14 protein-coding genes and 1 pseudogene are annotated in these 14,485 nt (G+C 73.4%); 12 read left to right on the top strand and 3 right to left on the bottom strand.

The window, feature by feature from the left end:
* Position 1 precedes the first annotated feature (1 nt).
* Entirely contained in the window at positions 2-1,792 is a 1,791-nt protein-coding gene (locus ASC99_RS15520) for a thiamine pyrophosphate-requiring protein (protein ID WP_057232414.1), read from the bottom strand.
* Positions 1,793-2,004: 212 nt separating this feature from the next.
* On the opposite strand from ASC99_RS15520, the gene ASC99_RS38565 reads away from it, so the two are divergent.
* From ASC99_RS38565 to ASC99_RS15485, 7 genes and pseudogenes are all read left to right on the top strand, one after another.
* Positions 2,005-2,478 carry a hypothetical protein gene (locus ASC99_RS38565; RefSeq protein WP_057232412.1) on the top strand — a complete coding sequence of 158 codons (474 nt, stop codon included), beginning with the start codon at positions 2,005-2,007 and terminating at the stop codon, positions 2,476-2,478.
* Entirely contained in the window at positions 2,475-2,765 is a 291-nt protein-coding gene (locus tag ASC99_RS15510; protein ID WP_057232411.1) for a monovalent cation/H+ antiporter complex subunit F, read from the top strand. Before ASC99_RS38565 ends, ASC99_RS15510 begins: the two co-directional genes overlap by 4 nt.
* Entirely contained in the window at positions 2,762-3,070 is a 309-nt protein-coding gene (locus ASC99_RS40495) for a monovalent cation/H(+) antiporter subunit G (protein WP_057232409.1), read from the top strand. The genes ASC99_RS15510 and ASC99_RS40495 overlap by 4 nt, the downstream gene beginning before the upstream one ends.
* A 44-nt stretch (positions 3,071-3,114) precedes the next feature.
* A complete protein-coding gene (locus ASC99_RS40490; protein ID WP_235502681.1) occupies positions 3,115-3,372 on the top strand; it encodes a DUF4040 domain-containing protein in 258 nt (85 codons plus the stop codon).
* On the top strand, positions 3,369-4,136 hold the full coding sequence (locus ASC99_RS15495; RefSeq protein WP_057232407.1) for an MnhB domain-containing protein: 768 nt from the start codon (positions 3,369-3,371) through the stop codon (positions 4,134-4,136). Before ASC99_RS40490 ends, ASC99_RS15495 begins: the two co-directional genes overlap by 4 nt.
* Positions 4,133-4,452: pseudogene (locus tag ASC99_RS15490) on the top strand (NADH-quinone oxidoreductase subunit K). Before ASC99_RS15495 ends, ASC99_RS15490 begins: the two are co-directional and overlap by 4 nt.
* A gap of 9 nt (positions 4,453-4,461) precedes the next feature.
* A complete protein-coding gene (locus tag ASC99_RS15485) occupies positions 4,462-6,312 on the top strand; it encodes a complex I subunit 5 family protein (RefSeq protein WP_057232406.1) in 1,851 nt (616 codons plus the stop codon).
* 79 nt (positions 6,313-6,391) lie between these two features.
* On the opposite strand, the gene ASC99_RS15480 is transcribed toward ASC99_RS15485, so the two are convergent.
* Entirely contained in the window at positions 6,392-6,850 is a 459-nt protein-coding gene (locus tag ASC99_RS15480) for an SRPBCC family protein (RefSeq protein ID WP_057232404.1), read from the bottom strand.
* A 267-nt stretch (positions 6,851-7,117) separates the two neighbouring features.
* Here ASC99_RS15480 and ASC99_RS38560 point away from each other — a divergent pair, with 267 nt between their 5' ends.
* The gene (locus ASC99_RS38560; protein WP_057232402.1) at positions 7,118-7,339 is read left to right on the top strand and encodes a hypothetical protein; all 222 of its coding nucleotides are present in this window, start codon (positions 7,118-7,120) and stop codon (positions 7,337-7,339) included.
* A gap of 489 nt (positions 7,340-7,828) precedes the next feature.
* On the opposite strand, the gene ASC99_RS15470 is transcribed toward ASC99_RS38560, so the two are convergent.
* On the bottom strand, positions 7,829-8,200 hold the full coding sequence (locus tag ASC99_RS15470) for a hypothetical protein (RefSeq protein WP_057232400.1): 372 nt from the start codon (positions 8,198-8,200) through the stop codon (positions 7,829-7,831).
* A 212-nt stretch (positions 8,201-8,412) separates the two neighbouring features.
* On the opposite strand from ASC99_RS15470, the gene ASC99_RS15465 reads away from it, so the two are divergent.
* The 4 genes from ASC99_RS15465 to ASC99_RS39410 form a co-directional block, all read left to right on the top strand.
* Positions 8,413-9,366 (top strand): NmrA/HSCARG family protein, encoded by a 954-nt coding sequence (locus ASC99_RS15465; RefSeq protein ID WP_057232398.1) that lies wholly within the window; start codon positions 8,413-8,415, stop codon positions 9,364-9,366.
* Between the two features lie 243 nt (positions 9,367-9,609).
* Positions 9,610-10,467, top strand: a complete 858-nt coding sequence (locus ASC99_RS15460) for an alkaline phosphatase family protein (protein ID WP_057232396.1) — start codon at positions 9,610-9,612, stop codon at positions 10,465-10,467.
* 195 nt (positions 10,468-10,662) lie between these two features.
* Positions 10,663-13,449, top strand: coding sequence for an HAD hydrolase family protein (locus tag ASC99_RS15455; RefSeq protein WP_057232393.1), 2,787 nt, complete (start codon positions 10,663-10,665; stop codon positions 13,447-13,449).
* Positions 13,450-13,452: 3 nt separating this feature from the next.
* The coding region (locus tag ASC99_RS39410) for a hypothetical protein (RefSeq protein ID WP_057232391.1) at positions 13,453-14,485 on the top strand (1,033 nt) is incomplete at its 3' end.

Genomic DNA, 14,485 nt, shown 5'->3' with positions numbered 1-14,485 from the left:
CTCATTTCGGGCCGCCGGGCAGGAACTCCTGGATCTTCGCCTTCACACCCTGCTTCACCATCCCGGACCGGTCGCTGTCACCGCGCAGCACGGCGGCGGCCGCCGCCCGGAACTGCTCCCAGGTCGCGTGCGGCGGGATCGGCGGCACGGCCGGATCGGTGCGCAGCTCCAGCAGGCAGGGCCGGTCCGCCGCGAGGGCCTGCTCCCAGCCCGGCTCCACGTCCGCCGGCTGCTCGGCCTTGAGACCGCGCAGCCCGATCGACTCGGCGAAGCCCGCGTAGTCGACGTCCGGAAGCTGTTGGGAGGGCAGGAACTGCGGGGCGCCCTGCATGGCCCGCATCTCCCAGCTGACCTGGTTCAGGTCGCGGTTGTTGAGCACGGCGACGACCAGCCTGGGGTCGCTCCACTCCTGCCAGTACTTGGCGATCGTGATCAGCTCCGCCAGGCCGTTCATCTGCATCGCGCCGTCGCCCACCAGCGCGATGGCGGGCCGCCCGGGGTGCGCGAACTTGGCACCGATCGCGTACGGCACACCCGGTCCCATGGTGGCCAGCGTGCCGGAGAGCGAGCCGCGCATGACACCGCGCATCCGCAGGTGCCGGGCGTACCAGTTGGCGGCCGAACCGGAGTCGGCGCTGATCATCGCGTCGTCCGGGAGCAGCCGGTCCAGGGCGTGCACGGCGTACTCCGGGTTGATCGGGTCGGCCTCGACGGCGGCCCGACGCTCCATCACCTCCCACCACCGCTCGGTGTTGTCACACACCGTCTGCTGCCAGCTGCGGTCCTCCTTGCGGACCAGCATCGGCAGCAGTGCGTCCAGCACCTTCGCACTGTCGCCGACGAGGTTGACCTCGAAGGGGTAGCGGAGGCCGACCATGAACGGGTCGATGTCGATCTGCACCGCGCGGGCCTGGCCGAACTCCGGCAGGAACTGGGTGTACGGGAAGCTCGACCCGACCGTCAGCAGGGTGTCGCAGTCCCGCATCAGCTCGTAGGAGGGACGGGTGCCGAGCAGGCCGATCGAGCCGGTGACGTAGGGCAGGGTGTCCGGGAGCACGTCCTTGCCCAGCAGGGCCTTCGCCACCCCGGCCCCCAGCTGCTCGGCCACCTGCTCGACCTGGCCGCGGGCAGCCCGGGCACCCTGGCCGACCAGGATCGCGACCCGCTCCCCGGCGTTGAGCACCTCGGCGGCCCGCTCCAGCTCGTCCCGGTCGGGGACCGGCGCGTAGTGCGGCAGACCGAGGCTGGAGGGGACCATCTTGAAGGCGTGGGACGGCGGTGTGTAGTCGAGCTCCTGGACGTCGGCGGGCACGATGACGGCGGTGACGGTGCGGCGCGCGTACGCGGTGCGGACCGCCCGGTCCAGGACGTTGGGCAGTTGCTCCGGCACGGTCACCATCTGGCAGTACTCGGCGGCGACGTCCTTGTAGAGGCTCAGCAGGTCGACCTCCTGCTGGTACGAGCCGCCCATCGCGCTGCGGTCGGTCTGGCCGACGACCGCCACCACCGGAACGTGGTCCAGCTTCGCGTCGTACAGCCCGTTCAGCAGGTGGATCGCGCCGGGCCCCGAGGTCGCGGCGCAGACACCGACGCGGCCGGAGAACTTGGCGTACCCGACGGCCTCGAACGCGGCCATCTCCTCGTGCCGGGCCTGGATGAACCTCGGCCGGTCGTCGGCCCGGCCCCAGGCCGAGAGCAGACCGTTGATGCCGTCGCCCGGGTAGGCGAAGACGTACTCGACGTCCCACTCGCGCAGGCGCTCGAGGATGTGGTCGGACACCTTGGTGGACACGGCTGTTCCTCCCTCGCGTGGTTCGGTCTCCGGTGGAGCGGCTTGCCGCTCCCGGCCGACGGAAAACCTGCCGGGCGGCGGCGATTGCGGCAGACGGGTGATCGTGACGGGCCGGCTGCCCGTTCCACGGCGTGCGGGCGCGGTGCGGCAGTGCGGCAGCGGTACATCTGGCGGGTGCGGAATCCGCCGCACCGCACCCAGGAGAGGCGCCCATGCGACGCGCGGCGGCGGAGACCCTCCTGTGGTGGGGAGTCCTGATGGCGCTCAACACCGTCCTGATCAGCACGGTCTCCACCCTGGAGGCGGCTGTCGGCGCGGGACTGGCGCTGCTCGGTGCGGCCGGGGCGCGGGCCATGCGCCGGGCGGCGGACGCCTCGCCCGGCGGCCTGGGGCGGCTGGGACCGGCTCTGTGGGCCTGGCCGTGGACGCTGCTCGCCGACACCGGCCGGCTCGCGGCCGTGGTTCTGCGGCCCGGGCGTCGCGGCGGCGGCTTCCGGGAGATCGAACTGCCGGCCGGGACCGGGCCTGCCTGGGCCGGGGCCCTGCTGTCGGCGACGCCGGGTGCGTACGTGGTCGATGTCCGTCCCGCCGCCCGGCCGGACGGGCCGCGCCGGATGACCGTGCACGCCCTCACGGACGACGCCGGTGCGCTGGAGCGGGCCCTGACCGGTGGTGGGCGCCCGTGAACGCCTGGCTGCTCGCGGGCGTGGTCCTGTCCGGCGCCGGGCTCGCCCCGTGCATGTGGGTGTCCGCCCGCGGTGCGCCGCACCTCCGGCTGGTGGGGGTCAACCTCGCCGGCACCCTGGTCGCGGTGGCCTTCCTGGTGCTCGCGCAGGGCTTCGGCCGCAGTTCCTACCAGGACCTCGCCCTGGTCCTGGGCGTGCTGGCCCCCGCCGGGACCCTGGTGTTCACCCGCTTCCTGGCCGGAGATCCGCACCGTCCAGGCCCTTCCGGCACGCCGGAGCCGGAGTGACGCCCCGTCATCTGGCCGCCCTGGTGCTGCTGGTGGCCGGCGTGGCCGTGCTGGTGCTCACCGCACTCGCCCTGGTCGTGCTGCCCGCCCCCTACCTCCGTCTGCACGCGCTGTCCTGCGCCACCTCGCTGGGCGCACCGCTGGTCGTGCTCGCCCTCGCCGTGGAGACCGGACCCGGCCGCGCGGCCGCGAAGCTGCTGGTGATCGGCGCCCTGCTGGCAGCGGGCGGGACGGTCACCACGATGGCGATCGGACGGGCGACCGTCCTGCTGGAGGAAGCACAGCCGAAGGAGTCCGGACACTGAACGCCACCCTCACCGACGTCCTGATCGCCATCGCCCTGCTGGCGGTGGGGACCGCCGCAACCGCCGCGGCCCTCACCCGCGACCCGGTCCGGCAGGCCGCCGCGCTGGCCATGCTCGGCCTGACGCTCGCATTGCTCTTCACCGTCGTCCAGGCGCCGGACGTGGCGCTCTCCCAGCTCGGCGTGGGCACTGCCGTCACCCCGCTGCTGATCCTGCTCACCGTGCGCAAGGTCCGGCGTGGCGGTACGGACGGGCAGCCGCCGCCCGGGCACTCCGAGCCCGGAGACCGGCAGCGCGAATGAGCGGGCGAGTCCGGATGTGGCTGTTCGCCGCGGCCGCCGTGGTGATCGCGGTGGCCTTCACCGCCGCCTGCACCGGCCTGCCGGACTTCGGCACGGACGTCCACCCGTACGGCGACCGGGCCGTCGCGGCGGCGATCCGGCAGCACACCGCCAACACCGTCTCCTCGGTCAACTTCGACCTGCGCGCCTTCGACACCCTCGGCGAGGAGTCCGTCCTCTTCGGCGCGGTCCTGGGCGCGACGCTGTTGCTGCGCCTGGCCCGCGACGAGCACCGGGACCGGCCCGAGCCCGAGCGGGTGCTGCCCGCCACCCGGCTGTTCGGAGCCACCCTGCTGCCGGTCACGCTGCTGACCGGCGGCTACCTGGTGGCGCACGGGCAGCTCAGCCCCGGCGGCGGATTCCAAGGCGGTGTGGTGCTCGCCACCGGCCTGCACCTGGCGTACGTCGCGGCCGACTACCTGGTCCTCCGTCAGGTGCGCCCGCTGGCCGTCCTGGACGCCACGGACGCGGTGGCCGCCGGAGCGTTCACCGCGCTGGGCCTGGCCGGACTGCTGGTCAGCACCGCCTTCCTGGCGAACTTCCTCCCACTGGGCACCTTCAACCAGCTCTCCTCCGGCGGACTGGTGCCCGTGGTCAACGCGGCCGTCGGCATCGAGGTCGCCTCGGGCGTGATCGTCCTGCTCGCCCAGTTCCTCGACCAGGCCGTCGAGATCAGCGACGCGCCCTCGGCCCGGACGGTCTTCGACCCCCAGGAGGACGAATGAACCTGCTGCCCTTCCTCACCGCCGGGTGGATCCTGCTGGTGGGCGTGTACGGGCTGGTCACCAGCCGCAACCTGATCCACGCGGTCGGCTGCCTGGCCGTCGCCCAGTCCTCCACCTACGTCCTGCTGCTCGCCCGCCGGTCTTCGCCGACCTGCCGGTCGGCTCGCCCGTGGTCGACCCGGTGGTGCAGGCCCTGGCGCTGACCGACGTGGTGGTCGGCGCCGCCGTCACCGCCCTGCTGCTCGCGCTGGTCATCCAACTCCGCAAGCGCCACGGCACGGTGGACCCGCAGCAGCTCACCGAGCTGAAGGGCTGACCGGCCGTCATGCCGAGCACCGCGGACCTGCTGCCGCTCGCCGTGGCGATCCCGCTGCTCGGCGCGGCGGTGCTCGCCGTGGTCGGCCGGTGGCTGCCCAGGCTCGGCTGCGACGTCCTCGCCACCGCGATCGCGGTGGCCGACGTGCTCTGCCTGACCCTGCTGTGGGTGCGGACCGGGGACGGCCGCGCGGTCTCCTGGCTCGGCGGCTGGGAGCCGCTGGACGCGCAGAGCGTCGGCATCGTCCTGGTCGCCGACCGCCTCGGTGGCGGACTCGCGCTGCTGGCCGCCCTGCTGGTGCTCGCCGTGATCGTCTACGCCTGGCGCTACTTCGACGAACCGTCAGGAGAGCACACCGGGACGTTCCCCGCCCTGATCCTGCTCTTCGAGGCCGGGATGTGCGGGTTCGCCCTCACCGGCGACCTCTTCGACGCCTTCGTCTTCTTCGAGCTGATGGGCGCGACCGCCTACGCCCTGACCGGCTACCGGATCGAGGACCCCAGGCCGCTGCACGGCGCGCTCACCTTCGGCATCGTCAACTCCCTTGCCGCGTACTGCTCCCTGCTCGGCATCGGCCTGCTCTACGCCCGCGCCGGGCAGCTCGGGCTGGCCCAGCTCGGCCGCGAGCTGGCCGGCCGGCACCGGGACGCCCTGGTGGTCTGCGCCTTCGTCCTGGTCCTGACCGGCCCGCTGGTCAAGGCCGCGATGGCGCCCTTCCACTTCTGGCTCCCCGACGCGCACGCGGTGGCCCCCACTCCGGTGTGCATGCTGCTGTCCGGTGTGATGGTCGAGCTCGGCGTCTACGGCGTGGCCCGGATCTACTGGACGGTGTTCTCCGGCCCCGGGGGCGTCCCGCAGGACGCCTTCCGCAGCACACTGCTGGCCGCCGGCGTGCTGACCGCGCTGCTCGGCGCCACCATGTGCTGGCAACAGCGGCACCTGAAACGGCTGCTGGCGTTCTCCACCGTCGGCCACGTCGGGCTCTTCCTGATCGGCGTCGCTGTCCTCACCCCGGCGGGGCTGTCGGGAACCGCGCTCTACGCGGCCGGCCACGCGGGCGCCAAGGCCGCGCTGTTCGGTCTCACCGGTGTCCTGCTGGACCGGTACGGCTCGGTCGACGAGCACGGCCTGTACGGCCGGGCCCGCGAACTCGTCCTCCCCGGCGCCCTGTTCCTGGTGGGCGGTCTGGCGCTGGCCGGACTCCCACCGTTCGGGACCGGCCTGGGCAAGGCCCTCTCCGAGGAGGCCGTCGGGCACGAGGTGGGCTGGCTGCCCGCCGTGTACGTCCTGGTCTCGGCCGTCACCGGCGGCGCGGTCCTGCGGGCCGGCCTGCGGGTCTTCCTCGGTCTCGGACCACGGCCGACCGAGCGCGAGGGCGAACCGGAGACGACCGGCGAGGGCGAGGAGCCGGAGATCCGCGGCCCTGCCCGCGCGCTGCCCGCACCGATGGTCGTGGTCCCCGCCGCCCTGCTGCTCGGCTGTCTGGCCGTCGGCCTGACACCGGCGCTCGGCCGGTCGCTCGCGGCGGCTGCGGTCCTGTTCACCGACCAGGCGGGCTATGCCGCCGCAGCCCTCGACCTCGGCGCGCCGTCATCGCGGCCCAYCCCGCCGCCGAGCGAATGGACGGTCCCGGGTCTGCTGCTCGGCCTGCTCTCCGCCGCGCTGGCCGCAGCTCTGGCAGCCGGTGCGGTGCTGGCCCCCGAGCGCCGGGCCGGGAGGCCGCGCAGGCTCGCGGCGGTGATCAGCCGCAGGGTCGTGCTGCCCGTGCGACGCCTGCACTCGGGCCTGCTCGGCGACTACGTGACCTGGCTCGCGGTGGGCATCGCTGCGCTCATCATCGCGGTGGCCGCCCAGAGCTGACAGCGGGTCACGGGAGTGGGACGGCGCCGTGCGTGAGAGAGTCACGCACGGCGCCGGTCTCCGGCGTTCAGGTCGGCGTTCAGGCCGGCGAGATGCGGCCTCGCCAGGCGCCGGTCTCGCGGCCCCGCTCCTCGATGAAGCCCTTGAACCGCTTGAGGTCCCCCTTCACCCGGCGGTCGAGGATGCCGAGCATGTCGCCCGCCTTCTCCGCCATGCCCTCGGGCTCGAAGTCCATCGCCAGGTTGACCCTGGTGCGGTCGGGGTCGAGGGGCTGGAAGGTCACCGTGCCCATCTGCCGGACCTCGCCGTCCACGGTGCGCCAGGAGACGCGCTGGTCGGGCAGCTGGTCCACGATCTCGGCGTCGAACTCCCGCTCGGCGCCGGCGATGCTGGTCCGCCAGTGGGTGTGCCGGTCGTCGAGCTGCCGGACCTCCTTGACCCCCTCCATGAACTTCGGGAACTCCTCGAACTGAGTCCACTGGTTGTAGGCGGTGTGCAGGGGGACGTCGACGTCGATCGACTCCTTGACCATACTCATCTGTCCTCCTCGGGACGTTACGGAACCGGACTCCCCGATCCCGCATCCACGCCTGCCCCGCTGACACGAGGTCAATCGGAATCGCCGGCCGCGACCGGTCCGGCCGTGTCCACCAGGGCCGGAGGGATGGATTCCGGCCGACTGGGCAGGCGCGGAGAGACCGGACGGTGAGCAACCCCAGCGAGGATGCCATGCGCAGAGACCAGTTCGGCCCGCACCACCCGGCGTCCGGGTCACGGATCACCCGTCCACATCTGAGGAGGAGTCATGGACGAGCCCCGGCAGGAACGCACCGAGGCGGTGCCACCGCACCGCGACGACGAGGCCACGGAGGTGCGGAGCGTCAAAGGAGGCCGGACGGTCGCCGTGCAGCGAAGTCCGGGAGCCACCACCGAGCCGCCCCGGACCTCCGAGGACGAGGCCATCGAGTCGCCGCAGGCGAGGATGACCGGGGAGGGGGCGCCGCCCGATCCGGACGAGGAGCAGTAGGGACCGGCGCGGGAGCCGGTCTGCGCCGGACGGGCGTTCCGGTCCGGTCGGACGACGTGGTCGGCGAGGAGTAGAGCGATGACTGCGAACCTCGAAGCGTTCCTGACGACCTCGGTGGCCGGGGGAGTGGCTGGGGGCAACTCGCCCGCATCGGCGGCGCGTTGGTGCTCTCCACGGCGGAGGGTACTTCCTGGTCATCCGCGGCTACCCGGCCCTGCTCCGCCGGGTGGCCCCGTCGCTGGCCGCCTGGTACTGGAGGGGCGGGCCGCCCCGGAGGCGTTCGCCGCCCGGTTGGCCGAGCTGGACGACGACATCCTCGCGGTCTCCGCGAGTACGTCCGATCCGGCCGGGCCCCGGGCGAAGGAGTCCGCAGAACGGGCGGACGCCCGGCACCGCTAGCCGGTTCGCCGCCCACTCCGCGGGCCTACCCCGCTCCGGGCGGTTGACACCGGCCCGGCGGCTCAGGAGGGCGGCAGGTGGCCGCTGTGCTCAAGCCGGGCGTAGGTGGACTGTTGTCCTGGTCTGTGTGCCGCGGCCGTTGGTCGAGAGCTCGTCCACGTCGGCGATTGCCCGCAGAGCGTCGAGTACGTAGGCGGTGCGCTCGCGGCCGCCGGTGATCTCGGCGGTGATCTCCCCGATCAGGTGGTGATCGGCCCCGATCTGTCGGCCTGGGCCGTCGACGAGGAAGCTGCGGGCCCAGGTGATTGGATTCGTGGCCGGTTCGGAGGAGGGGTCGGACGTGAGAAAGGCGTCGGTGCTGGGCTGGGGAGTGAAGGCGCCGCCCAGGGCCCGGAAGACGTCGAGCGCCGTCTCCTTCGTGCCGCCGTTCAGGTCCACCGTCACGTACTGGTCAGCCGTCAAGGCCAGACCTTCCCTTCCTGAGGCGTTGCACCTGCATGGCCGGTACTTCCGTCGGGTCGGCCGTCCCCGGCACCTCGGAGCACCGGCAAGTCCAGGATCAGGCGCAGCGCCACTGCCGGCACCTCGCTCTGCTCGGCTTGCCGTGAACGTTGCCCAGGGTTGGACTTGAAGGACTGATATGGCTACGGAGCGTCATCAAAGGGTGTGGAGTCATGGCCGAGAAGAAGATCATCACGGTGTTCGGCGCGACCGGTGCCCAGGGCGGGGCCCTGGCCCGGGCGATTCTCGCGGACCCGGATGGTGAGTTCGCGGTCCGCGCTGTCACCCGCCGGCCCGATTCGGACCGGGCCCGTGAGCTGGCGGGGCTCGGCGCCGAGGTCGTACGGGCTGACATGGACGACGCCTCGACGCTCGGGCCGGTGTTCGAGGGGGCGTACGGGGCGTTCCTGGTGACCAATTTCTGGGAGCACCTGTCCGCCGAGCGGGAGAAGGCCCAGGCGGCGGCGCTTGCGCGGGCCGCCGGGCATGCCGGTGTGCAGCACGCGGTCTGGTCCACGCTGGAGGACACCCGCGAGTGCATCCCGCTGGACGACGACCGGATGCCGACCCTGCAGGGTTCGTACAAGGTGCCGCACTTCGACGGCAAGGCTGAGGCCGACCACTACTTCACGGACGCCGGCGCACCGACGACGTTCCTGCGCACCACGTTCTACTGGGAGAACCTGCTCAGCGCCTTCGCTCCGCAGCGCAGTGAGGACGGCGCTCTGCAGCTCTCCTTCCCGATGGGCAGCAGTCGCCTGTCGGGCATCGCCGTCGAGGACATCGGCAAGACCGCGCTGGCCGTTCTCAAGCGCGGCACCGACCTGATCGGGGCGACCGTCAGCATCGCCGGCGAGCACCTGCGTCTCGCCGACATGGCCGCCGCCATCACCGAGGCCGTCGGAGAACCCGTGCAGTACCTGCCGCTGACCCCGGACGCCTTCCGGGCGCTCGGCTTCCCGGGCGCGGACGAGGCCGGGAACATGTTCCAGTACTACGCCGACTGTGAGGAGCGGTTCACCGCCGCCCGCGACCTTGAGGCCGTCCGCGAGCTCAACCCCGAACTTCAGGACTTCGGCACCTGGCTCGCCGCCCACCGCGACGCGCTGCGCACCGCCTGGACCTGACCCCGACGTCTCGCGGCCCCTTGCCTGCCTTGACCGGCTGGGATGTCACCGGCCGGGCGGTCTGGCGAGACGGCGCGTGGGCTCAGTTCCCCTCGGCCTCCTTGAGCCACTCCGGGGTGCGGAACGTGCCGCCGCACCCGAGGTAGCCGAGGAAGTCGCCCGCAACGGCCGGGGCGGGTTCCCCGGCGCGACACGGCAGTCCCCTTGGGGGCGAACCCGCGACGGATGTGACCTAATCGACTCATGCTCCGTGTCGCTCGGCTCCGGTCCCGATGCCTGCTGGCCGCCGCGCTCGTCGGCGTCTGCGCCGCGGCGGGGTGCGGCGGCTCCCGTGACTACCCCGCCCCGGACCACGTGGTCGTCGTGGTCTTCGAGAACAAGGCCTACGAGCGGGTGATCGGGAGCCCCGACGCGCCGTACCTCAACGGGACGATCAAGGACGGCGGCGCCAACCTCACCGAGTTCCACGCGGAGACCCACCCCAGCCAGCCGAACTACTTCGTGCTGTTCTCCGGTTCCAAGCAGGGCATCACGACCGACGACTGCGTGCCCGCCCGTTCCCTCGACACGCCCAACCTCGCCTCCGAGCTGATCGCCGCGCGCCGCAGCTGGGCCAGCTACAACGAGGCCATGCCCCGGGAGGACCCGACGGTCTGCGAGAGCGGCGGATACGTACGGCGGCACAATCCCTGGTTCGCCTTCCGGAACGTTCCGTCCGACACCGCGCACACCATGGACGAGTTCCCGAGCGACTACCGCAAGCTTCCGAAGGTCTCCTTCGTCATTCCGGACGTGTGCAACGACATGCACAACTGTCCGATCTCCACCGGCGACACCTGGCTCAAGGAGAAGCTCGGCGGATACGCCGCCTGGGCGAGGCAGCACGACAGCCTCCTGGTGATCACGTTCGACGAGGACGACGCGCACTCCGGCAACCACATTCCGACGCTCGTCTACGGCGCCGGGGTACGGCCCGGCAGTTCGTCCGCGTCCGTCTACGGCCACACCGACCTGCTGCGAACCCTGGAGGAGCTGGCCGGCCTCACCACCCACGCGGGCCGTGCCGCCGGTGCCACCCGGATCGTCGGCATCTGGGACTGACGCGAGGGCACCCCGCCACCGCGGCCACGCGTTGACTAATCGGCGCGGACGGCAGAGGGTGGAGTTGGCTCTCCCGGTGGGTACCGAACCCGGGAGAAAGTTCCCTGAGTGAGCCACCAGGGGCCCTGGGGGGCATGACTGGGCAGACCGGTCCGGGTTGTCCGGGGGGACGCGTCCCCATCAGTGGAGATCAGCATGGAGCAAGGGCCGAGTGTCGCGGGCCGATGTGCCGTCGATCTTCAGGCCGACGTCCGCGAGCTCATGACGCGGCTGATCCTCACCGTCGACCTGTCCGAGTGGCTGGACGCCTTCCTGCTCGCGGCCGGGATCGTCCAGGCCGCCGAGGACCGCCTGTACGGCACCTGGCGGCCGTCGCACCGGCTGCTCAAGTACCTGAACGACCAGGCCACGACCCCGCGGTCGGCGGCCCTGGTCGAGTCGGCCCATGCCGTCGCGGGAGCTGCCGGCGGCGCGCTGCTGCGGCTACCGCCCGCCCGTCGGCTGCGCGGCTGGACGGACCGGGTCGCGACGGCCACGGACCTGCTGGCCGACCTGGTGCTCGACGCCCGCGACCCGGGCCGGCCGCCGCCCGAGCTGCGCCGTGCACTGCTTCAGGCGGCCGACGCCCTCCACCGCCCCTCGGTCGTCCGGCAGGTGTTCGGCCCGGCCGTGGTCCGTCCGCCCTCCTGCTTCTGCAGCCTGGACCAGCATCCCGAGGACGTCGTGGAGCTGGTCCGGCGGTTCACCGCCGAGTACCCCGCCCGTGACCGTCCGCTGCTGGTGGTCGGTGTCCGCACCTCCGGGAACTACCTCGCCCCGCTCGCCGGGGCTGCTCTGCGGCAGCGGGGACACCGGCAGGTGACGGTCTGCACGGCCCGGCCGGGCGCCGCGCTGCTGCCGGGCCGGGCGGCCGAGCTCCGGCGGTCGGCCCGGGAGGGCGGCCTGGTCCTGCTGCTGGACGACCCGCCGGTGACCGGCCGGTCGCTGGCCGAAGTCGCCGCCCGGGCCGAGCGGGCGGGCTTCCCGGCCGCCGCCGTCGTTCCGCTTCTCGCCGTCTGCGAGGACGAGCCCGCCGTGCCCGCACGGCTCGCCCGGTATCCCTGCGTACTCCTCGGCGGCGCGGACTGGCACGTTCGGAAACTCCTGCGGCCGGCCGCCCTGGCCGAGCTCGTGCCGCGCCTGCTGCCCGACTGCCGGCCGCCCGTCGAGGTCGGACCCCAGGGGCCGCTGACCCGGGGCGTCCATCTCGCGGTGCCGGTGACGGCCCGGGTGGGCGCCCGTGAGCTGCCGATGATCGCCGAGTCCGCCGGTCTCGGCTATCTCGGCCGGCGCGCGGTGACCGTGGCCGACGCCCTGGACGGCCTGGTCCCGGCGGTCCACGGATTCGCCGGCGGAGTAGTACTCCGCGCCCGGGCTCCCGGCGAGCAGCCCGACCGCACCAGCGGCCGGGTCGATCCGGCCGAGGTGGCCCGGTACGTGGCGATCCGTCAGCGACGGCTGGCCACCGACGCCGACCGCAGCCTCCGGCTGACCGGCCGGGGGCCGGTGTGGGAGATCGCGGCCCGGACCCTGGCCCCGCTCCTCGGCCGACCTGAGGTACTGCTGCGGCCCGCACTGCTCGATCCGCTGATGCGTCGCCTGACGGCCGCTCATCGGCCGTACGTGGTCGACGGACGCACGCTCGGCCGGAACTGGGTCGCGGGTGAGGACGGCCGCTGGGTCAAGACCGACTTCGCCGAGGGCGCGTTCAGCCACCTGGACCTGGCGAGCTACGACGCGGCCTACGACCTGGCGGGTGCCGCGATCTCGTTCGAGGGCCGGGCGGACGAGCTGCTGGCCGGCTACCGGAAGGCGAGTGGGCAGCGGATCTCCCCCGCGCGCTGGTGCGTCGCCCAGCTGGTCCAGGCCCGGAACATCGTCCAGCCGGACCCCGGCCTCGGGCCCCCCACCGCCCTGACCCACGCGCAGGCCCGGCGCGCCCAGGCCCGGGCGGTCCAGCGGTTCCTGGCCGGGGCCTTCCTCTCCGACCTGCCCGACCTCTCCGGCCTGGACGCCGACCCCGACGGGCCCTGGTGCGTGCTGGACGTCGACGGGGTGCTGGAGACGGATCCGTTGGGCTTCCCGGCCGGATCACCCCACGGCATGCTCGCGCTCCGCGCTCTTCGGGCCCATGGCTGCCGGACTCTGCTCGCCACCGGCCGCTCCCTCCCGGAGCTCCAGGACCGCTGTGCCGCCTACGGCCTGGCCGGCGGCGTGGCGGAGTACGGCGCCGCCCTCCACCGGGCCGTGCCCGGGGCCGCCGGGACCACCGAGGCCGTACTGCCGGCCGGCTGGGAGGAGCCGGACGCCGAGCTTCGCCGCCGCCTGGCCCGCATGCCGGATGTCACCGTCGACCCGCTGTCCCGGTGGGCCGTGCGGGCTTCGGTGCTGGGCGGCGGCGTCCGGACCGGACTGCCCGCAGCCGCCGTCGCGTCCCTGCTCGGCGCGGTGCCGGCCGGCGGCTCCGCCACGGGCGCGCTCGGCGCCCGGTACGACGTGGTGCCGGGCGAGCGGCAGACCGACTTCGTCCCGCACGGGACGGACAAGGTCCACGGCGTGCGGACCCTGCTCGCCCGGCTGGGCGCGGAAGGCGCCGTCCCCGTCCTGGCCGTGGGTGACGGACCGGCCGACCTCGGCCTCCTTCGATGGGCCGCCCACGGCGTGGCCCCGGCCAATGCGGCGCCGGAGGTGCGGGCGGCCGAAGTGGCGGTCACGAGCGGCGCCTACCAGAGAGGTCTGGCCGAGGCGGTCGGACGGCTGATCGGTCATCGCCCCGGCGGCTGCCCCGCATGCCGGCCGCCCCGGCTGCCCCCTGATACCCGCGCGCTCCTGCGCGTGCTGGCGCTGCCCGAGGCCGGCCGCCGCGGAGCGCCGTGGCGGCTGCTCCGGCTGGCCGGTGCGGAGCTGGCGCTGAGCGTCAGACGCGGATCACGTGAAGGATGAGCCATGAGCGAGCGACGCGATCCGATCACCGTGCGGCACGCGCTGCCGGGGCTCCTGGTCTCCCCGCCCCGAAGGCTCTCCGCACCGGTCGCCGGGCTGAGGGCTCGACGACTCGCCCGGCAGCTCGGCCCGCACGACCCGCCGGTACTGCACCGGCCGCCGCTGGGCTTCTCCGACGTTCTGGTCCTGCGTTGGGACGGCGCGGACGGTCGGTCCCTGGCGGTCAAACACCCGAGGACCCCTCGGGCGCTCGCCGCGGTGACCCGGGAGCGGGACGTCCTCCGGCAGCTGGGCGGGGACGAACGTCTGCGCGGCTGGCACCGGCTGCTCCCGGAGACCGTCGAATCCCGGCTCGACGGACCCCTGCCGATGCTCCTGCAGAGCTGGCTCCCCGGTACCGCCGCAGGAGACCTGCTGCAGGGGCGCCCGCAGGACGCCGGCCGGATCACCCGGCTGTCGCTCGCCGCCGTCTCCGAACTCCACCGGGCCACCGGGCGGTTGGAAGACGTGGGTGACCGGATCGACGGCTGGACCGGCCCCCGGTCGGCGGTCCTGGCCAGCCGGCTCTGCTGGTGCCGGACCGGTGCCGGCGCGGCGGTGCCGGACCGGTGCCGCCGCGGCGGTGCTCTGGATCGAGCTGCTGATCCGGGCCGCGATGCTCTACGTCGGGGCGCTGCTCGGCACCGCCGTGTACGCCGCCCCGCCGGTCCCTCGGAGGTCGATCCCTGCACCTTCGCCCTCGGACTGCGCTGGCTGCTCGACGGACGGAGCTGGGGCGGACAGGTCGTGAACGCGCTGCGGACCGGATCGCTCCGGGTCGAGGAGCTCGGTGAGGACCAGCCGTCGGACATCGTGCTGCTGGCCTGGCTCTGGCACGTCTCCGCCAACCTGGGGAAGTCGTGGCGGTTCGCCAGGAACCGCGCATGGCTGCGGTCCGTCGTGGTGCCGGTCCTGGAGGAGCGTCGTGGTGCCGGTCCTGGAGGAGGCGGCGAGCTGGTCGTGAGACGGCGGCGGTCCGGTCCCGCGGACGAACTCC

The organism is Kitasatospora sp. Root107, assembly GCF_001424875.1.
Taxonomy (GTDB): Bacteria; Actinomycetota; Actinomycetes; order Streptomycetales; family Streptomycetaceae; genus Kitasatospora.
Note: the sequence above shows the minus strand (reverse complement) of the source record. Positions and strands in the feature narration are given on the sequence as shown.

What these genes read in the sequence shown, in the direction of transcription:
- ASC99_RS15480 (WP_057232404.1), bottom strand. Translation starts at nt 6,850, where the DNA reads ATGAGTATGGTCAAGGAGTCGATCGACGTCGACGTCCCCCTGCACACC.
- ASC99_RS15460 (WP_057232396.1), top strand. Translation starts at nt 9,610, where the DNA reads ATGCTCCGTGTCGCTCGGCTCCGGTCCCGATGCCTGCTGGCCGCCGCG.
- ASC99_RS38560 (WP_057232402.1), top strand. Translation starts at nt 7,118, where the DNA reads ATGGACGAGCCCCGGCAGGAACGCACCGAGGCGGTGCCACCGCACCGC.
- ASC99_RS38565 (WP_057232412.1), top strand. Translation starts at nt 2,005, where the DNA reads ATGCGACGCGCGGCGGCGGAGACCCTCCTGTGGTGGGGAGTCCTGATG.
- ASC99_RS15465 (WP_057232398.1), top strand. Translation starts at nt 8,413, where the DNA reads ATGGCCGAGAAGAAGATCATCACGGTGTTCGGCGCGACCGGTGCCCAG.
- ASC99_RS15495 (WP_057232407.1), top strand. Translation starts at nt 3,369, where the DNA reads ATGAGCGGGCGAGTCCGGATGTGGCTGTTCGCCGCGGCCGCCGTGGTG.
- ASC99_RS15455 (WP_057232393.1), top strand. Translation starts at nt 10,663, where the DNA reads ATGGAGCAAGGGCCGAGTGTCGCGGGCCGATGTGCCGTCGATCTTCAG.